This window comes from Sediminibacterium salmoneum NBRC 103935 (assembly GCF_000511175.1).
Taxonomy (GTDB): domain Bacteria; phylum Bacteroidota; class Bacteroidia; order Chitinophagales; family Chitinophagaceae; genus Sediminibacterium; species Sediminibacterium salmoneum.
In genome coordinates this window covers 2,258,358-2,275,859 of record NZ_KI866530.1, presented here as the reverse complement: position 1 = coordinate 2,275,859, position 17,502 = coordinate 2,258,358, and the positions used below count along the sequence as shown (strand labels likewise).

Genomic DNA, 17,502 nt, shown 5'->3' with positions numbered 1-17,502 from the left:
TTGAACAATTTTATTAACATTTTAAGCTCAAATGTGAATTGAGAAAGAATTTAAGTGTTTGATCATTTCATTTTTCCGAAGACAATTTTCATTTTAAAATCAATCTGTTTTTTTCTTGTTCGTCTGAAACATATATGAACACAGTGTTTCAGCCAAATGAAAATTAATTTATAAAATGATATCTTCATTTTGTTTCCCCTTTTTGCACTGGAATTTTGAATGACTTTTCAGCCAACCGATTTTAAAAAAAAATTTCGGAAAAGCTTGTCTTACTACCTTTATCACCTCAAAAATTCACTCAAATGAAGTTTCCGTCTCCTGTTTCCGTTTCCTGGATGTCTGATTTTCTGAATGCAAAAATTGCTGGAAATACCCAAGCAGAAATTTTAGGCATCAACGAAATTCATCGTGTAGAAAAAGGAGACATGGTCTTTGTTGATCATCCAAAATATTATGATACCTGTTTAAACAGCGCAGCTGATTTTATAATCATCAATACGGCAGATGTAAAAATTCCTGATGGCAAAACCATTTTTATTGTTTCAGATCCTTTTGAATCTTACCTGAAAATTGTACAGCACTTCAGTCCATTTTTACCGGCAACAAAATCAATTGATGATTCATTAGTTGTTGGGGAGAATACGATAATTATGCCCAATGTATTTATTGGGAAGCATGTAGTTATCGGAAACAATTGTATCATTCATCCGAATGTTACCATTCACGATAATACCATCATTGGAAATGATGTTATTATTCAGTCGGGAACCGTTATTGGTGGTGACGCATTTTATTACAACACTAAAAAGAACAGATCAGTCTGGTATAAAAAAATGTTGAGTTGTGGTAATGTTGTTCTGGAAGACTTTGTTGAAATAGGAACAGGATGTATGATTGACAGAGGGGTAACAGCCGAAACCAGAATTGGTTTGGGAACCAAACTGGACAATATGGTTCATATTGGTCATGATGTAACGGTAGGGAAAAATTGCTTGTTTGCTGCCCAGGTGGGTATTGCCGGTGGTACCATTATAGAAGACGGGGTTACTTTATGGGGGCAGGTTGGTGTAAGCAAAACACTTACCATTGGAGCCAATGCTGTAGTGTTGGCCCAAAGTGGGGTTCCCTCTTCTTTGGCAGGAGGTAAAACTTATTTCGGATATCCTGCAGAAGATGCTTCCATCAAACGCCGTGAACTGGTCTGGATCAAACGAATTCCTGAACTCTGGAAAAAAGTGATGGAATCATAATTGATACTTTGCCCTGAATTCAGCACAGATTCTATCAATAGATGTTTTAAGAGGGGTATACGAAAATTCAGGAATGGATGTAAGTAGTTTTGAATTGTTGAAAACCACTTTTGCCTGAGCTGTTTTGGCAGTCTCTTTGGTTAGCAAGGGATCTTTTCCGGTAAAAAATGCCTTAATGGCTTCCCATCTCCATACAATACCTGCTAACAGAGGGGTTACTTTTTTGTGCGGCGGTTTCTTGTTAAAGCCAGCTGCAATCAACCCAAAAATATCTTTATAGCCAGTGTTGTGGCCGCTTAAAATAAATCGTTCGCCATTCGCTTCACTGTTCATTAACAGATACATGGCTTTTACTACATCCATTACATCTACAAATCCGCTGGTCCCTTCGGTATACCATGGAAATTCTTCGTACGATGATTTGAAAATGCCGGATGATCCTCCGTTCCAATCTCCGCTCCCTAGAATAATAACAGGGTTAACTACTACCACAGACAAACCCTCACTCATTCCCCGCCATACTTCCATTTCTGAGAGGTATTTGCTTTTGCCATACTCACTGTTACTGGTTTCAGGGGTCCAGTTCATTGTTTCATCAATTGGTTTGTCTTCCCTGATTCTACCGAGAGCAGCAACCGAACTAACAAATAGTAATTTCTTCACCCCACTGTTGATGCAGGCGTTTACCACATTGGCAGTGCCTTCTACATTGGTGTGAAACATGGAAGCTTTCTTTGCCGGATTAAAAGAAACAACGGCTGCGCAATGATATACCTGCTCTACATGCTGCAAGGATTCTTCTAATGCTACAACATCCAGAATATCTCCTTTTATCCATTCCACACCTTCTGTTCCAGCTATTTCAGGGGGATTGTTTCTATATAATGCTTTAACTGAATGACCTTCCCGGATCAACTTTTGCAATAAGTGTGATCCTACCAGACCGCTGGCACCTGTTACTAAAATCATTGCTCACATTTATTACAGGTTCCGCTAATCACCAAATCGGTTTGAGCAGCTTTAAATCCTTTGGGTAGTTTTACTTTAGGAACATTGACTTCATCAATACAGTAAGTTGTTCCGCAATCATCGCAAATAAAATGAACATGATCGTCGTGGTGATGTCCAGCCCCACATTCGTCTTTGCACAAAGCATAGCGAACAGAATTGTCCGCAGTAGGTATGGTGTGTATGATTCCTTTTTCTACAAAAGTTTGTAAGGTTCTGTAGATAGTTACACGGTCAAATTCTTCACTGCTTTTTTGTTCAATATCACCGTGAGCCATTGCATTTCCGGATTCCCAGAAAAGTGCGAGGATTTTTTTTCTTGCCTCAGTAATGCTTAGGTGATTCTTTTTTAATATGTCATTGATTTTATCCTGCATATTGCCCCTAAGGATTATTGTTAAAGATACCGTTTACAAAATTACTGTTAGCAGATCGCTCCTGTAATAATTCTCTGATATCTTTCTTTAATTTTTCTATTTCATCTTTTTTTAGACCATCATAAATCTGAGAACGAACTTTTCCATCTTTATCTACCAGGGCAAAAAACTGGGTATGAATAAACTGGTCTTCAATTTTTTGAACACTGTTCTTGGGATCGTCCAATAAATAGGCGGCTCTTGCCATTTGGTATAAACTGTCTTTTCTGCCCGTTACCATCACCCATTTTCTGCTGTTTACCTGCATAGAGTCTGAGTATTTTTTTAATTTGGGTACAGAATCTGTTTCCGGATCACAGGTATGAGATAAAATCAAGAAATCAGGCTCGGCCTGGAATTCATCATAAATCTCCTTCATGTTTTTGTTCATCTTTGGACAGATACCCTTACAGCTGGTAAAAAAGTATTCCACTACGGTTACCTTGCCTAATAAATCACGGTCATTAAAGGGCAGACCTTCCTGTGTAGTAAATTGAAATGGTTTAACATAGCTAATTACAGATAACTTTTTCTTCCATTTATCAGTACCTCTGAATAGGAAAAAATAAAATCCACCCAGTAAAACCAGAAAAAACCCCAGATAGGCCAATACTCTCTTACTCATATGCTTATATTAATGCTGTAAAGGTAATACCATTTTACAACAAATATTTTGCAACAAAGTTGCATTGTTGTAGTTTTGCAGACGATGAAGTTTAAAATCAACTGGGATGCATTGGGAATTGTTGCTTCTGTGGCCTGTGCCATACACTGTGCCCTGCTCCCCCTTTTTTTAAGCAGCCTTCCCCTGTTTGGTGTAAATATTATTGAGAATATTCAATTTGAATATTTCATGATTGGCCTTGCTTTCTTATTAGGCACGTATGCTTTATACCATGGATTTAAAAAACATCATCATAGCTGGTGGCCTGTTGCTTTGTTTACAGCAGGCATACTTTTGCTCCTATTAAAAGTAAATTTTCATCAGTTGGAATGGGTTTTACTGGTTCCTTCTGTTGGATTTATTGTGGTTGCCCACTACCTGAACTTTAAACTTTGCAGAAAACACGATCATGCGCACAGCGATGATTGCTCACATTAACTGAAAAGGGTTATCTTTAAGTATAAAGTAAAAGTTTAATGAAAACTGCCCAACTTCAATTTGGTTCGGGAGAATGGATTATAGGGGAATTGCCGGAAAACTTTCCTGCTGATAAAACACAACTGGTTCTGGTATTTGGTTCAGGTGAACTGGTTACCAACCAATCAGTCTTTTCTTCAATTAAAGAAAAGTTTCCAAAAGCTGATATTGTTTCCTGTTCTACTTCCGGTGAAATTTTGCACAAAGAAGTGTATGATGATACAGTTGTAGTAACAGCTATTTATTTTGAAAAAGCAACCACACAGGCTGTTTCAATAGACATTTCGCAATCGGTTGATAGTTATGAAACAGGAAAAACCCTGATGGGAATGCTGAGTCAGGATAAACTGGTATCTGTATTTGTGATATCAGAAGGCTCTTTTATTAACGGTTCCGAATTAGTAGCAGGGTTTAATGCTGTCAATCCAAATAATATTCCTGTAACAGGTGGACTGGCGGGGGATGCTGCAAGATTTGAAAAAACTCAGGTTGGATTAAACACGCCAGCTAAGGAAGGAACAGTTGTTGCAATAGGATTCTATGGGGCAGGATTATTGGTAGGCCATAGCTCTTTTGGTGGATGGGATGAATTTGGAAAAGAGAGGGTAATAACCAAATCTGTAAAAAATGTATTGTATGAAATTGATGGTCAGAAAGCCCTTGATTTGTACAAAGAATACCTGGGACCTTATGTAGACGAGCTACCGGGATCTGCACTTTTATTTCCTATTTCTTTACGTACAGAAGACAGTTCCAAAAACCTGGTAAGAACCATTTTAAATGTGAATGAAGCGGATGGATCAATGATTTTTGCGGGTAATATGCCCGAGGGAAGTAAAATGCGGTTGATGAAAGTAAATTTTGAAAAAGTAATCAATGGTTCTTCTGTTGCTGCAACTACAACCGCATCTATGCACGATAACAATAAAGCTGATCTGGCCATATTAATTAGTTGTGTCGGGCGCAAATTGATTTTGCAGGACAGAACTTCTGAAGAAGTGGAAGCGGCTCAGAAAGTATTTGGTGAAAGTACTGCTATCGCTGGCTTTTATTCTTACGGAGAGTTATCCCCTTTTAATCCTGGTTCTAATTGTGAACTCCACAATCAAACCATGACGATTACAACATTTACTGAATTATAACGCTGTTTCAATGCCTCATCATAGCTTACTTAAAAAGCAGATTTCACAGTTTCTAAATGACGCTTTGGAGAACAATCCAGCCTTGGCTTCTTTTCTGGATGCTGTTAATAAAAGTTACAACTCATTCGACAGAGACAGAAAGATTACGGAACATGCATTTGATGTAAGCGAAAAGGAATATCAACGTGCAACCAAAGATCTGCAGACGCAAAATGAAATAAGACAGCAATCTATTTATAAATTAAAGCAGGCAATTAAGTCTCTGGATCCTGCTGCACCGCAGGAATTTGATGAAGACAGCGACGACCTGATTGATATTATTTCTTTTCTGGAAAAACAGATTCTCAAAACAAAACAGCTGGAAGCAGATTTGATTCATGCCAAGGAAGTTGCTGAAAAAGCAGCACAGGCCAAGAGTGAGTTTCTGTCTGTTATGAGCCATGAAATCAGAACACCACTGAATGCAATTATTGGCACCATCATGTTGCTTCAATACCAGGATCTGGCGCCAGATCAGAGAGAGTTGCTGAACGTGATGGAGATTTCTTCAGAGAATTTGTTAAGCCTGATTAACGATGTATTAGATTTCAGCAAACTAGAAGAGGGCAAAATCATATTCGCAGAGCGAAATGTAAATGTGTTGCATTTCCTCAAGAATATTAAAATGGCCAATCAGGTAAAAGCGGAAGAAAAAAGAAACAGAATTAAGATTACCTACGACGACGATATTCCAGAGTTTCTGGTTTGTGACGATGTAAGACTGGGCCAGATTTTAAACAATCTGATTTCCAATGCGGTTAAGTTTACCAAAGACGGTACCATTACCATACGGGCAGAACTGGTAGCAAATAATAAACAGGATGTGGATTTGATGTTTTCTATAGAAGATACCGGAATTGGTATTCCAAAAGAAAAGCAACACCTGGTCTTTGAAAGATTTACCCAAGCCAATAACAATATTACCAGGGAGTTTGGAGGATCCGGACTGGGCCTTACCATAATAAGACGACTCTTGCAGCTGCAGGGCAGTGAAATATTTTTAGAAAGTGAACCTGGTGTGGGATCTAAGTTTTACTTCACACTTAAATTCAAGAAAAGCAATACTGAAATAAGAGAAGAAGCAAAACAAAGTGGTACAGAAAACAAACCCGATTTAGCAGGTAAAAAGATTCTGTTGGTAGAAGACGTAGAGTTCAATATCATGGTTGCCCAACGTATGCTCAAGAACTGGAATGCAGAAGTAGATCTTGCTGAAAACGGGTCAGTTGCGGTGGAAAAAGTAAAGCAAGGAAATTATGATCTGATATTAATGGATATTCAGATGCCCGTAATGGATGGATATACAGCTACCAGAAATATCAGAATGTTCAATACCACTGTTCCCATTATTGCGCTAACCGCTTCTGTTATTACAACCGATATTGAAGCAAAAGCTATTCAGATAGGAATGGACGGGTGTTTATCCAAACCATTCAATCCCAACACACTCTATACAATCATCATGGACAACATTGCGCCATCAGTATAATCAATCAGATGAGTAAATCTATGGGTGGTACCAAACTCCGATTTTGGTATGATTTGTTCAGGGAATCATTGAACAGCGAACACAAGGACTTTACTAAAGGAAGCTTAAGAAAAGCCATTTTTTTACTGGCTGTTCCTATGATTCTTGAAATGTGCATGGAGTCTGTGTTTGCAGTGGTAGATATTTTTTTTGTGAGTAAACTAGGCTCTGCTGCCGCCGCAACGGTTGGTTTAACAGAGTCGGTACTAACCATTATTTATTCTTTAGCCATTGGTCTTAGTATGGCAGCTACTGCAATGGTGGCCAGAAGGGTCGGTGAAAAAAATCATGAAGCAGCAGCTGAAGCAGGTGCACAAACACTGATTATCTGCATCGTCATCAGTATCATCATCAGCATCATCGGCGCTTTTTATGCAGCAGATATCTTAGAATTGGTAGGTGCTTCCCCTGAAATCCTGAGCATTGGTTCTTCTTATGTTTCTATAATGCTGATTGGGAACCTGGTTATTATGTTGCTGTTTTTAATTAATGGAATATTCAGAGGAGCAGGTAATGCAGCCATTGCTATGAAAAGTTTATGGCTGGCTAATCTTTGTAATATTATTTTATGTCCTGTAATGATTCATTTTTATGGTTTAACAGGTGCGGCAATTGCAACCACCACCGGAAGGGGTATTGGTGTAATCTATCAATTGTACAATCTTCAGAAAGGCAAGGGAATCATTCAGATGAAATGGAATCATTTTAAGCCAATCTGGTCGGTAATTGTTTCAATTGTAAATATTGCTTCAACTGGTGCCCTGCAGTTTATTATAGCATCTGCCAGCTGGATTTTCATGGCGAAAATTATTTCAGGATATGGAAGCGATGCCATTGCAGGTTATACCATCGCTATTCGCCTGATTATATTTTTTCTGATGCCTGCCTGGGGACTAAGTAATGCAGCCGCGACCCTCGTAGGACAGAATTTGGGAGCAAAACAAATAGAAAGAGCGGAAGCTTCAGTTTGGAAAACAGCAAAGTACAATGCAGTTTTTATGGGAGTCGTTTCAATTTTGTTCATAACTGCCGCTCCCTTCTTTGTAGGATTGATGAGCCATGAGCCAATGGTAATTGCCACCGGAACAAGCGCACTTAGAATTATCAGCTTTGGATATTTATTTTATGGAGTTGGAATGGTAATGATGAACGCTTTTAACGGTGCAGGAGATAGCAGAACGCCAACACTTATAAATTTTTTCTGGTTCTGGATCTTCCAGATTCCGGTAGCTTATTATTTATCAGGCGCTGCCAATTGGGGAACCAATGGTGTTTTCTGGGCCATTGTAATTACTGAAACGGCCGTGGCCATTACCGGCACCTTCTTATTTAAAAGAGGCAGATGGAAAACCATTCAGATTTAGAACCATCCCCGCTTTCTGAAAATAAATACCATCACTAGCGGAACCATAATCATTAAACCGGTGGCAATATAAAACCCATTGCTTTCATGTGCATAGGGAATGATATCGAAGTTCATTCCAAATATTCCTCCAATTACAGTGGCAGGAGCCAGTAAGCAGGTAACAATTGCCATTACTTTCATTACCTCATTCATTTTCAGGTTCACATTACTTACATACAGGTCGTGTAGGTTAAGCATCATATCCCTGTAGCTTTCTGCCAGGTCATTTGCCTGAACAATATGATCGTAAATGTCTTTAAAATATTTACGGGTTCTTTCTTCCAGCAGTTGACTATCTGTTTTCACAAACCCATTTACAATATCTCTCACAGGTCCTACATTTCTTTTCAACACAATCAGTTCTTTGCGCAGTGCATTGATTTCTGCCAATGACCTTTTGTTGCTACTCCGGATAATCCGCTCTTCCAGTAATTCTATTCTGTCCCCAATTTTATCCATCACCAGATAATAGTGATCTACAATCATGTCAATTAATGCATAACATAAATAATCAGCCCCACTCTGTCTTAATTTAGAATCACTGAGTTTTAATTTTTCACGCACTCCGTCGAAAACGTCTCTGCTGGCGTCTTCCTGATAGGTAATTACATAGTCTTTCCCCAGAATAATACTGATTTGTTCTGTTTCAACTGTGGCAGTCTGCTCATTGAAGTATAGCATATTTAGCAAACAATACAATACAGGATGTATTTCATCTATTTTAGGTCTTTGACCCACGCTTAAAATATCTTCTGCAATGAGATAGTGAATCCCGAAATGATTGCACAAAACTTCAACTTCTTTTTTTCTGATACCATCCACATTAATCCAGCTGATACGACCGTTGTCTTTGAACTGTTCACAGGATTCAATTCTGTCAAAACTGCTCTCCTTAATTTCCTCTTTATCGTAATCAAAAACGGAAACCACAATATGATCGGCCTCCTTTCTTTCCGGAGTAACCGTTGGGTTTACTTTAAAAATATCTCTGGTACGCCTGGTATTAAATAACGCAAGCGGATTCAATAGTTTTAAATACTGGCTTCCTGTCATAGATTGAAGTTAATTAAAATGAGGTATTTAATACCTTTGCCCATAAACTGAGTAATGCCTTTATTAAACCTTGCCAATTTTAAACCCCCGTTCCTGCAATACAATGGGCATTGGCAAAGCATTTACCCCAGCTTGTTCAGAAAAGTTGCCTTTAGGTATGCAAGAAGAGAAAGGCTTGAATTACCGGATGGTGATTTTCTCGATCTGGACTGGTCTGTGTCGGAAAGAAAATCGGACAAATTGGTTATCATTACCCATGGTCTGGAAGGCGACTCAGGAAGGCATTATGTAACCGGCATGGCCAAAATTTTTAGTGCCAATGGATACGATGCGTTGGGTTGGAATTGCAGAAGTTGCAGTGGGGAAATGAACAGACTGGTAAGGTTTTACCACCATGGAGATGCCAACGATTTAAGGGCCGTAATAAACCACAGCATTCATCAGTATGGCTATAAACATATTGTTTTAATAGGGTTCAGCATGGGAGGAAGTTTAACTTTCAGAGCCATTGCCGAAAAACCTTCAACAGTTCCTGAGCAGGTAAAGAACGCCATTGGCTTTTCTGTTCCCTGTAGTTTAAAAGGAAGTGTAGATGCTTTGTCTACTTCAGAGAATCGGATTTATTTAAACCGCTTTTTAAAAAAACTGGGAAAGAAAATAAAATTAAAAGCAAAATTGTTCCCTGATCAGATTGATGCAACAGGATATGATCATATCAAAACATTTATTGAATTCGATAACCGGTATACAGCACCCTTGCATGGATATGAAAATGCTTTGGACTTTTATGAGAAAGCCAGCGTAGGTCCTATATTACATCAGGTGGCCGTTCCTTCTTTGGTAGTACAGTCGGTTAACGATCCTTTTCTATTGCCTAACTGCATGCCCATAGAAACAGCTGCGCATCATCCTAATTTATTTCTGGAAATGCCCAGACAAGGAGGACATTGCGGATTTATGATCAGAGGCCAGTCTTATACCTGGGCCGAAATCCGCGCATTGTCTTTTGCAGAAGATAACACCATTCTATAAAGGTCTGATCCAGATATTTCTGAAGCTAACCGGATTGCCTCCATCCATTCCATGATCCTGTATAATCAGTGATTCCTTGTCTGCGTGATTTTTATAGGAAGCGGGGCCAATCCATTCTGTGCCACCTAAAATGGTAACATTGTTCTGTACCAGTACTCCATTGTGGAATACAGTGATAGTGGCGGGTTGCTGTAATTTTCCATCAGAGAAGAAGCGGGGAGCATTGAATATAATATCATAGCTCTGCCATTCTCCTGGTTTTCTGGATGCGTTTACCAGGGGAATATGTTGCTTATAAATACTACCTGCCTGACCATTTGAATAAGTTGGGTTATTATAGGAATCCAATACCTGCAACTCGTATTTACCCATCAGAAAAATACCACTGTTACCTCTGCTCTGACCATCACCTGCAATGGCAGCGGGCGTTCTCCATTCAATGTGCAACTGGCAACTGCCGAACTTTTCTTTGGTTTCAATATCACCGGCTCCTTTTACCACATTTAATATTCCCTGCGCATCCAGTTTCCATCCGGGAAGTCCACCGCCTTTTTTCTGAAAGGCATTCAGGTTTTTACCATTGAATAAAACAATGGCATCGGAGGGAGCATCACTGGCTGATTTTCCCGGACTTACCATAACAGGCACGGGTTCCCATACTTCTGTTTTTTTAGATTCTTTAACCAAACTGTCTATGTTGGGCTTTTTTTGACCATAGCTGCTGCTGACCAATAGCATACCTGTGATGGTGGCAATAACGGTGTATTTCATGATTCTAATATCGTGAAAAAACGCTGAATAATCGTAATAATACTATTGTGAATCCTTAATTATCGTAAGAATTTAGATATCCCTTTTCACTAAAAACTAATTTTATGCAAACAACGATTACCGTTTTCATCGCCGATAATCAAATGATGTACAAGCTTGGTTTAAAAACAGTACTCCAGGCTTTCCCCACTATTAAACTGGTTGGAAACAATGAGTTTAAAGATAATTGGGTAAATGATATAGTAGAGGCCAAGCCAGATGTAGTATTAATAGATCTGGAATCTGACTCCCCGGAAATTACCAAACATATATTGATTCATTCACCCGAAACAGCTGTGATATTTTTATCTTATCAGATTACACATCAGTTGATGTATCAATTACTGGAAGCAGGAACAATGGGCTTTGTTTCCAAACAAGCCAGGGAGGCAGAAATCATGGAGTCTATACAGACCTGTTATGCGCACAAACATTATTTCTGCAAAATCAGTGCAGAGTGTTTAAGTTATATTGTAAGCAATAATTATCAATTACCTACAAAGGTTTCCGCCAACTTTACTGAACGGGAACTTCAGATTATTGAACGCATTTGCAATGAAAAAACCAGTAAGGAAATTGCCAGTGAGTTACACCTGAGTAAGCGAACGGTAGAAGGACACAGAATCAGAATCATGGGTAAACTGGGGGCCAAATGCAGCGCAGGAATTGTTACCTATGCTATACAGAATGGCCTTTATCACCATGCCTGAAATTAGTTCCAGCCACCTCCTAAGGATCTGTATAAGTTGATTAAATAAACAAATACAGTTTTCTTAGAGTTGATCTGATCCAGCTCGGCTTCCAGCACACCTCTTTGTGCAGTTACTACTTCCAGATAAGTAGCTGCACCACCCATATACAAATCATTGGAAGAAGCTACAGCTGCCTGTAAGCTCTTTGTTTCCTGTACTTTAAGGTCATAGATTTTATTGTACTGATCAATCCCGCTTAGATTGGTTTGTACTTCGTGGTAGGCATAAATAATATGCTTTCTGTACATTTCAAATGCTCCCTGTTGAGCGGCACTTGCCAGTTGATAATTTCCTTTCAACATGTTTTTGCTGAGCACCGGGGTAACCAATCCTCCCAACAATCCATAAGTTAATGACTGAGGACTAAACAATACCGAAGATTTAAAACTATTCAAGGCAGTGTAGGCACTGATATTCAAAGAAGGCAGGAATGCTTTTCTGCTCGATTCTACTTCGGCTCCGGCGGCTTCCAGTAAGTATTCTGCTTCTTTAATATCCGGTCTGTTCGCCAGCAATTGAGCAGGAATGCCAATTTGTATAGCTGCAGGTAATTGTAAGTCGGTAATTCCAACCCCTCTTTTAATTTTGAAATCGTATTTGCCGGAAATAGCACTTAATAAATTTTCAGTTGCGGTAATCCTTTGCTTCATTACATTCAGCATACTCTTGGTGCCCAATAATTGCGCAGTAAATTGCTGTACTGCTAATTCTGTAGCTCTTCCGCCTGCTTTTTGAACTTTTACTATTTCAACTCCATTTTCCTGAAGCTTGATATTTCGTTGTAAAATTTCCAGTTCTTTATCCAAAGCCAGTAATTCGTAATACAATTCTGCTACCTGTGCTACCAATTGGGTGGTTACCCATTTTCTTGCCTGTTCAGTTGCAAGGTATCGGTTTAGGGCTGCTTTTTTCTGATTAGACAATTTGCCCCAGATATCTGCTTCCCAGCTACTCCTGAAACCCAGAAACATATCGGGCATATTCAGTGGTATCTGTTGATCTTTCCGAATATTCGGTGAAAGGTTCATATCATAGTTACCCAAACCATTCATGGTATAGTCTCCGAATTTGTCAACCCCGGTAGATACTACCGCATCCAGTCCGATTTTTGTTAAGCCCTGTGCTATTCCCAAACCTGCTCTTGAAGATGCAATTCTTTGAACTGCAATTCTGATATCCGCATTATTGGCAATGGCAGTATCAATCAGTTCCTGTAAAGAAGGGTCAGGAAAAAAAGTTTTCTTAGGAAGGGTTGCAATACTTGCACTATCTGTTGATTGCTGAAAAGCCGCAGGAAGTATCTCAGATTTATTGATGGTTACAGGTTTGGGCATGGCACAGGAAATAGCCATGATTGTAATACCTGTATATAGTAAAAATTGAAAATTATTCTTCATAATATATTTTCTATCTGTCTGATAATTGTTCAGGATGATCAATCACCGGCACTACTGTAGCCGGACTTTTCTTTTTGGAAAGTTTTTCGGAAAGCTGTGCAAAAATTACATAGAGGCCTGGTATAATCACCACCCCGAATATGGTTCCAAACAACATTCCTCCGGCAGAAGCTGTTCCAATAGAACGGTTTCCGATAGCACCTGCACCCGATGCAATCACCAGCGGAATCAATCCTGCAATAAATGCAAAAGAAGTCATTAGAATGGGTCTTAAACGAGACACAGCTCCTTCTTTAGCAGCTTCCATAATGCTGAATCCCTGTGTTCTTCTCAGCATGGCAAACTCTACAATCAGAATGGCGTTTTTACCCAATAATCCAATCAGCATAACCAGGGCCACCTGTGCATAAATATTGTTTTCCAATCCCAAAGTTTTCAATGCCAGGAAGGCACCAAAAATTCCTGTGGGTAAGGATAAGATAACCGAAAATGGCATAATGAAACTTTCGTATTGAGCAGAAAGAATCAGGTAAACGAAAATTAAACATACCAGGAATATTACGCCAGCCTGACCACTGGAGGCAATCTGGTCTCTGGTAATACCAGACCACTCATAACTGAATCCACGGGGTAGTTTTTCTTTGGCTACCTGCTCAACCGAAGCAATGGCTTCACCACTACTAAATCCTTTATTGGCATCTCCGTTTACCATGGCAGCATTGTACATATTATACCTGGTTAACTGCTCTGGTCCGTATACTCTCTCCAGTTTAATGAAAGTAGCATAGGAAACCATTTCGCCTCTATTGTTTTTAACATACAAATTCATTAAGTCGTTTGGTTTAGCCCTGAAGTTGGGATAGGCCTGAACCATTACCTTATACATCTGCCCAAATCGGATAAAGTTGGTTGCGTAATAACTACCAATTAAAGTTTGCAGGTCGGTCATGGCATTATCAACTGTAACTCCTTTTTTGGCTGCCATATCATAATCAATATGGATCATGTATTGGGGAAAGCTAGGATCGAATCCGGTATAGGCAGAACCTACGACACCCGCAGCTTTAATGTCTTCAATTAATTGATTGGTTACCGCTGCAGTTTGCTGCAAATCACCTGTACCGGTTTTATCAATGATGCGCAATTCAAATCCACTGGTATTACCAAATCCTGGTACCGTTGGCGGAGGCATGAATTCAATATTGGCATCTTTAATATTACTGGTCTTATCTCTTAAAACAGGGATTAATTCAGCAACCGTCATGTCCCTTTCCTTCCAGGGTTTCAGGTTAATCATCATCATACCATAGGAAGCACCTGCAGCTTCTGTGATTAAACTATACCCGCTTAATGTTGTGATATTTTCAACAGCAGGAATATCTTTAATGGCTTTCTCCAATTGAACTAATACGTTTTCTGTTCTTTCAACAGTTGCACCGGCCGGTGCGGAAACGTTTACATAAATAATACCCTGATCTTCTGTTGGGATAAAGCCGCTGGGTAATACCTGATTAATTCCGGCAGTACCAACAAAAAATACCGCCAGCATTCCCAGGGTTACCAGTTTTCTTCCACTGATCCAGGTTACAATCTGTTTGTACTTTGATTCGGTTTTTGAAAATCCATTGTTAAATGAATTGAAAAATCTGCCCAATAGATTTTTTCTCTTGGGTTGTCCGTGTGTGTTTTTGATAAGCAATGCACAAAGTGCCGGTGTAAGTGTTAAGGCATTAATACCTGAAATTACAATAGACACGGCCAGTGTTAAAGAGAACTGTCTGTAGAATACTCCTGCAGATCCACTCAGAAATGCAGCAGGTAAAAATACAGCAGACATTACCAGCGTAATGGCAATAACCGCACTCGCAATTTCTTTAATAGCAGCCAATGTAGCATCCATTGCATTCAGGTGCTGTTCTTCCATTTTAACATGGACGGCTTCTACTACCACAATGGCATCATCTACTACAATACCAATCGCCAATACCAATGCAAACAGCGTTAAAAGATTAATGGAGAATCCCATCACCTGCATGAATGCAAGCGTACCAATCAATGCCACAGGCACGGCCAATGCAGGTATCAATGTTGAGCGGAAGTCCTGAAGGAAAATAAATACAATAATGAATACAAGGATAAATGCTTCAATTAATGTTTTCAATACTTCTTTAATAGAGGCATCCAGGAACCTGGATACGTCATAGGCAAAATTGTATTTCATGCCGGGAGGAAAAGAAGTTTCCTTCAATTCGGCCATTCTGGCTTTTACTTTGGTAATTACTTCTTTTGCGTTGGAGCCGGGTCTCTGTTTTAACATGATGGAGGCCGAAGGCTTACCATCTGTTTTAGAAATCATGCTATAGGTCATGGCACCAAACTCAATATCAGCAATGTCTTTAAGGTATAAGATAGATCCGTTGTTCTCTGCTCTTACAACTACATTCTTGTATTGATTGGGTTCAAAAAATTTACCTGTATATCGCAAGATATATTGCAGACTCTGTGGATTCATTCCGGAGCTTTCACCGGTTTTACCAGGGGCAGCTTCTACGTTCTGGTTTCTTAGTGCATCTACTACGTCCTGAGCAGACACGTTATAAGCCAGCATTCGATCAGGCTTCAACCATACGCGCATGGAATATTCTTTCTGTCCCATGATTTCTGCAAAACCTACCCCATCAATACGTTTTAACTCCTGCAGAATATTAATATCAGCAAAATTGTAAATGAATTGTTCATCAGCAGCCGTATCCTCACTCATTACATTGAGATAGAGCAACATACTGTTTACGTCTTTCTCGGTGGTAACGCCCGCTTTAATTACTTCTTCCGGAAGCTCATCCAGAACGGTACTTACCCTGTTCTGAACACTTACGGCAGCAACGTCAGGGTCAATTCCCACTTTAAATGCTACGGTAATTAAAGTAATCCCGTTGTTACTGGAAACGGAAGACATGTACGTCATTCCAGGCACACCATTGATGGCCCTTTCCAATGGGGTTGCAACGGCTTTGGCACAAACTTCCGCATTGGCACCGGTATACTTTGCAGTAACGGTTACAGAAGGAGGAACGATATCCGGGAACTGGGTGATGGGTAAAGTAAATAAGGACAATACTCCCAGTAAGGTAATTATAATAGAAATAACCAGTGAAAGGACTGGCCTTTTAATAAAAGTTTCTAACATGATTCAATTAGTTGATGGTTAAAGCAGTTTGCATTAAGCTGTCTAAATTCATTTTGACAGGTTTAATTTTTGCACCCTGGCGGATACTTTGTACACCTTCGTAAACAATTTTTTCACCAGGTTTCAATCCTGCTTCAACTATATAATATTGTGCAACTCTTCTGCCAGGTTTAAATGCCCTTGTTTGAACCATATTGTCTTTGTCAACAACAAAAACAAAGGTTTTATCCTGGATTTCAAACGTTGCTTTTTGGGGAATAATAATCGCATTGTCAACTTCTGTAGTTAGTCTTGCTTTACCAGAAGCACCATGCTTTAATAACTTATTGGGATTCGGGAATCGGGCCCTGAAAGCAATAGCACCGGTATTTTCATTGAATTCACCATCACTGGTTTCAATTTTACCGGTATACGCATATTCAGTACCATCTGCTAACATTAAATGAATCAGGCGTTCCTCTTTTAAACCTTTTGTAATTGATTTTCTGTAACGTAAGTATTCGTTTTCTGAAATATTAAAATAGGCAAATACATTGTGTACATCTGATATGGTTGTTAAAAGTGCACCCGGATCAATTAAGCTTCCCATTTTTAATGGAATTCTGTCGATGATACCGTCGAATGGGGCCTTTACAAAAGTGTAAGAAAGCTTGGTTTCTGCACTGGTTTGAGCAGAAAGCGCTTCTTCTATTTTTGCCTTGGTTGCAGCAACTTTTGCAGCAGCCAATTCAAATTCAGTTTTTGAAATCACATTTTTCTCAACCAGAATTTTTGTTCTTCCCAGTTCCAGTTCAGCTGCTTTTGCTTCTGCCATTGCATTAGACACGGCAGCTTTTGCTCTGGCCAGTTCAGTCTTGTATTCAAGGTCATTAATTTGAAACATGGGCTGTCCTTTTTTCACTTCCTGGCCTTCATCCACGAAGATTTTTTCAAGAAAACCCTGCACCCTTGCCCTGACTTCCACATTTTTCACCGCCTGTATATCGGCAACATAATCTGTTTGTAAAACAGTATCTTTTTGCACCACTTCCACCACTGGTAAACTGGGAATCAGCTCTGCTGTTCCATTATTTTCCTTGTTTCCACATGCTGCTAATCCAAAAACACTAAAGATTAATAAAGGAGCTATACCTTTAATAGGGCTTGAAAAGGTGATTTTCATGTCTTATTTTGAGTTGAATAATCTGCAAATATACCATTTTAATGTTTTTTTAATCCCTGCTTTTATAAATGGTGGTTTTGAGCTTGTTTTTTCGGTGAAATCTGGTTTTTGATACTATTTGCTTAAAACCTGATCTTATTAAATTAAAATTGGCATATAACAGAACAGATGATATTTTTA

15 protein-coding genes are annotated in these 17,502 nt (G+C 39.2%); 7 read left to right on the top strand and 8 right to left on the bottom strand.

The window, feature by feature from the left end:
* Positions 1–302: 302 nt before the first annotated feature.
* Positions 303–1,250 carry a UDP-3-O-(3-hydroxymyristoyl)glucosamine N-acyltransferase gene (locus P767_RS0110660; RefSeq protein WP_026764486.1) on the top strand — a complete coding sequence of 316 codons (948 nt, stop codon included), beginning with the start codon at positions 303–305 and terminating at the stop codon, positions 1,248–1,250.
* Here the strand turns inward: P767_RS0110660 and P767_RS0110655 are convergent.
* From P767_RS0110655 to P767_RS16790, 3 genes are read right to left on the bottom strand one after another with little or no spacing between them, the layout of a single operon-like run.
* A complete protein-coding gene (locus P767_RS0110655) occupies positions 1,245–2,219 on the bottom strand; it encodes an NAD-dependent epimerase/dehydratase family protein (RefSeq protein ID WP_026764485.1) in 975 nt (324 codons plus the stop codon). The genes P767_RS0110660 and P767_RS0110655 overlap by 6 nt on opposite strands.
* Entirely contained in the window at positions 2,216–2,635 is a 420-nt protein-coding gene (locus tag P767_RS0110650) for a Fur family transcriptional regulator (RefSeq protein ID WP_026750755.1), read from the bottom strand. The genes P767_RS0110655 and P767_RS0110650 overlap by 4 nt, the downstream gene beginning before the upstream one ends.
* Positions 2,636–2,642: 7 nt before the next feature.
* Positions 2,643–3,299, bottom strand: coding sequence for an SCO family protein (locus P767_RS16790; RefSeq protein WP_037351744.1), 657 nt, complete (start codon positions 3,297–3,299; stop codon positions 2,643–2,645).
* Between the two features lie 84 nt (positions 3,300–3,383).
* Here P767_RS16790 and P767_RS0110640 point away from each other — a divergent pair, with 84 nt between their 5' ends.
* From P767_RS0110640 to P767_RS0110625, 4 genes are read left to right on the top strand one after another with little or no spacing between them, the layout of a single operon-like run.
* Positions 3,384–3,776 (top strand): MerC domain-containing protein, encoded by a 393-nt coding sequence (locus tag P767_RS0110640; protein WP_026764484.1) that lies wholly within the window; start codon positions 3,384–3,386, stop codon positions 3,774–3,776.
* A 38-nt stretch (positions 3,777–3,814) separates the two neighbouring features.
* Positions 3,815–4,957: an FIST signal transduction protein gene (locus P767_RS0110635; RefSeq protein WP_026764483.1), complete on the top strand. Its 1,143-nt coding sequence runs from the start codon at positions 3,815–3,817 to the stop codon at positions 4,955–4,957.
* A 10-nt stretch (positions 4,958–4,967) separates the two neighbouring features.
* On the top strand, positions 4,968–6,485 hold the full coding sequence (locus tag P767_RS16785; protein WP_051417300.1) for an ATP-binding protein: 1,518 nt from the start codon (positions 4,968–4,970) through the stop codon (positions 6,483–6,485).
* Positions 6,486–6,493: 8 nt separating this feature from the next.
* A complete protein-coding gene (locus P767_RS0110625; RefSeq protein ID WP_026764482.1) occupies positions 6,494–7,888 on the top strand; it encodes an MATE family efflux transporter in 1,395 nt (464 codons plus the stop codon).
* Here P767_RS0110625 and corA read toward each other — a convergent pair.
* Entirely contained in the window at positions 7,885–8,982 is a 1,098-nt protein-coding gene (gene corA / locus P767_RS0110620) for a magnesium/cobalt transporter CorA (RefSeq protein ID WP_026764481.1), read from the bottom strand. The two genes, P767_RS0110625 and corA, sit on opposite strands and share 4 nt — an antisense overlap.
* Before the next feature lie 54 nt (positions 8,983–9,036).
* Here corA and P767_RS0110615 point away from each other — a divergent pair, with 54 nt between their 5' ends.
* Positions 9,037–10,014: a YheT family hydrolase gene (locus P767_RS0110615; protein ID WP_026764480.1), complete on the top strand. Its 978-nt coding sequence runs from the start codon at positions 9,037–9,039 to the stop codon at positions 10,012–10,014.
* On the opposite strand, the gene P767_RS0110610 is transcribed toward P767_RS0110615, so the two are convergent.
* On the bottom strand, positions 10,009–10,785 hold the full coding sequence (locus tag P767_RS0110610) for a 3-keto-disaccharide hydrolase (RefSeq protein ID WP_026764479.1): 777 nt from the start codon (positions 10,783–10,785) through the stop codon (positions 10,009–10,011). The two genes, P767_RS0110615 and P767_RS0110610, sit on opposite strands and share 6 nt — an antisense overlap.
* A 104-nt stretch (positions 10,786–10,889) precedes the next feature.
* Between P767_RS0110610 and P767_RS0110605 the strand changes: the two genes are divergently transcribed.
* Positions 10,890–11,534, top strand: a complete 645-nt coding sequence (locus P767_RS0110605; protein WP_026764478.1) for a response regulator transcription factor — start codon at positions 10,890–10,892, stop codon at positions 11,532–11,534.
* Between the two features lie 2 nt (positions 11,535–11,536).
* Here the strand turns inward: P767_RS0110605 and P767_RS0110600 are convergent, their stop codons facing one another.
* The 3 genes from P767_RS0110600 to P767_RS0110590 are packed head-to-tail and all read right to left on the bottom strand — an operon-like array spanning position 11,537 to position 17,322.
* Complete coding sequence (locus P767_RS0110600; RefSeq protein WP_026764477.1) at positions 11,537–12,973, bottom strand: TolC family protein; 1,437 nt, start codon at positions 12,971–12,973, stop codon at positions 11,537–11,539.
* Positions 12,974–12,983: 10 nt separating this feature from the next.
* Positions 12,984–16,160, bottom strand: coding sequence for an efflux RND transporter permease subunit (locus tag P767_RS16780; protein ID WP_051417299.1), 3,177 nt, complete (start codon positions 16,158–16,160; stop codon positions 12,984–12,986).
* Positions 16,161–16,167: 7 nt separating this feature from the next.
* Positions 16,168–17,322: an efflux RND transporter periplasmic adaptor subunit gene (locus P767_RS0110590; protein WP_051417298.1), complete on the bottom strand. Its 1,155-nt coding sequence runs from the start codon at positions 17,320–17,322 to the stop codon at positions 16,168–16,170.
* Positions 17,323–17,502: the final 180 nt, after the last annotated feature.

Coding starts and splice junctions, on each gene's coding strand:
- P767_RS0110660 (WP_026764486.1), top strand. CDS start 303: ATGAAGTTTCCGTCTCCTGTTTCCGTTTCCTGGATGTCTGATTTTCTG.
- P767_RS0110655 (WP_026764485.1), bottom strand. CDS start 2,219: ATGATTTTAGTAACAGGTGCCAGCGGTCTGGTAGGATCACACTTATTG.
- P767_RS0110650 (WP_026750755.1), bottom strand. CDS start 2,635: ATGCAGGATAAAATCAATGACATATTAAAAAAGAATCACCTAAGCATT.
- P767_RS16790 (WP_037351744.1), bottom strand. CDS start 3,299: ATGAGTAAGAGAGTATTGGCCTATCTGGGGTTTTTTCTGGTTTTACTG.
- P767_RS0110640 (WP_026764484.1), top strand. CDS start 3,384: ATGAAGTTTAAAATCAACTGGGATGCATTGGGAATTGTTGCTTCTGTG.
- P767_RS0110635 (WP_026764483.1), top strand. CDS start 3,815: ATGAAAACTGCCCAACTTCAATTTGGTTCGGGAGAATGGATTATAGGG.
- P767_RS16785 (WP_051417300.1), top strand. CDS start 4,968: ATGCCTCATCATAGCTTACTTAAAAAGCAGATTTCACAGTTTCTAAAT.
- P767_RS0110625 (WP_026764482.1), top strand. CDS start 6,494: ATGAGTAAATCTATGGGTGGTACCAAACTCCGATTTTGGTATGATTTG.
- corA (WP_026764481.1), bottom strand. CDS start 8,982: ATGACAGGAAGCCAGTATTTAAAACTATTGAATCCGCTTGCGTTATTT.
- P767_RS0110615 (WP_026764480.1), top strand. CDS start 9,037: ATGCCTTTATTAAACCTTGCCAATTTTAAACCCCCGTTCCTGCAATAC.
- P767_RS0110610 (WP_026764479.1), bottom strand. CDS start 10,785: ATGAAATACACCGTTATTGCCACCATCACAGGTATGCTATTGGTCAGC.
- P767_RS0110605 (WP_026764478.1), top strand. CDS start 10,890: ATGCAAACAACGATTACCGTTTTCATCGCCGATAATCAAATGATGTAC.
- P767_RS0110600 (WP_026764477.1), bottom strand. CDS start 12,973: ATGAAGAATAATTTTCAATTTTTACTATATACAGGTATTACAATCATG.
- P767_RS16780 (WP_051417299.1), bottom strand. CDS start 16,160: ATGTTAGAAACTTTTATTAAAAGGCCAGTCCTTTCACTGGTTATTTCT.
- P767_RS0110590 (WP_051417298.1), bottom strand. CDS start 17,322: ATGAAAATCACCTTTTCAAGCCCTATTAAAGGTATAGCTCCTTTATTA.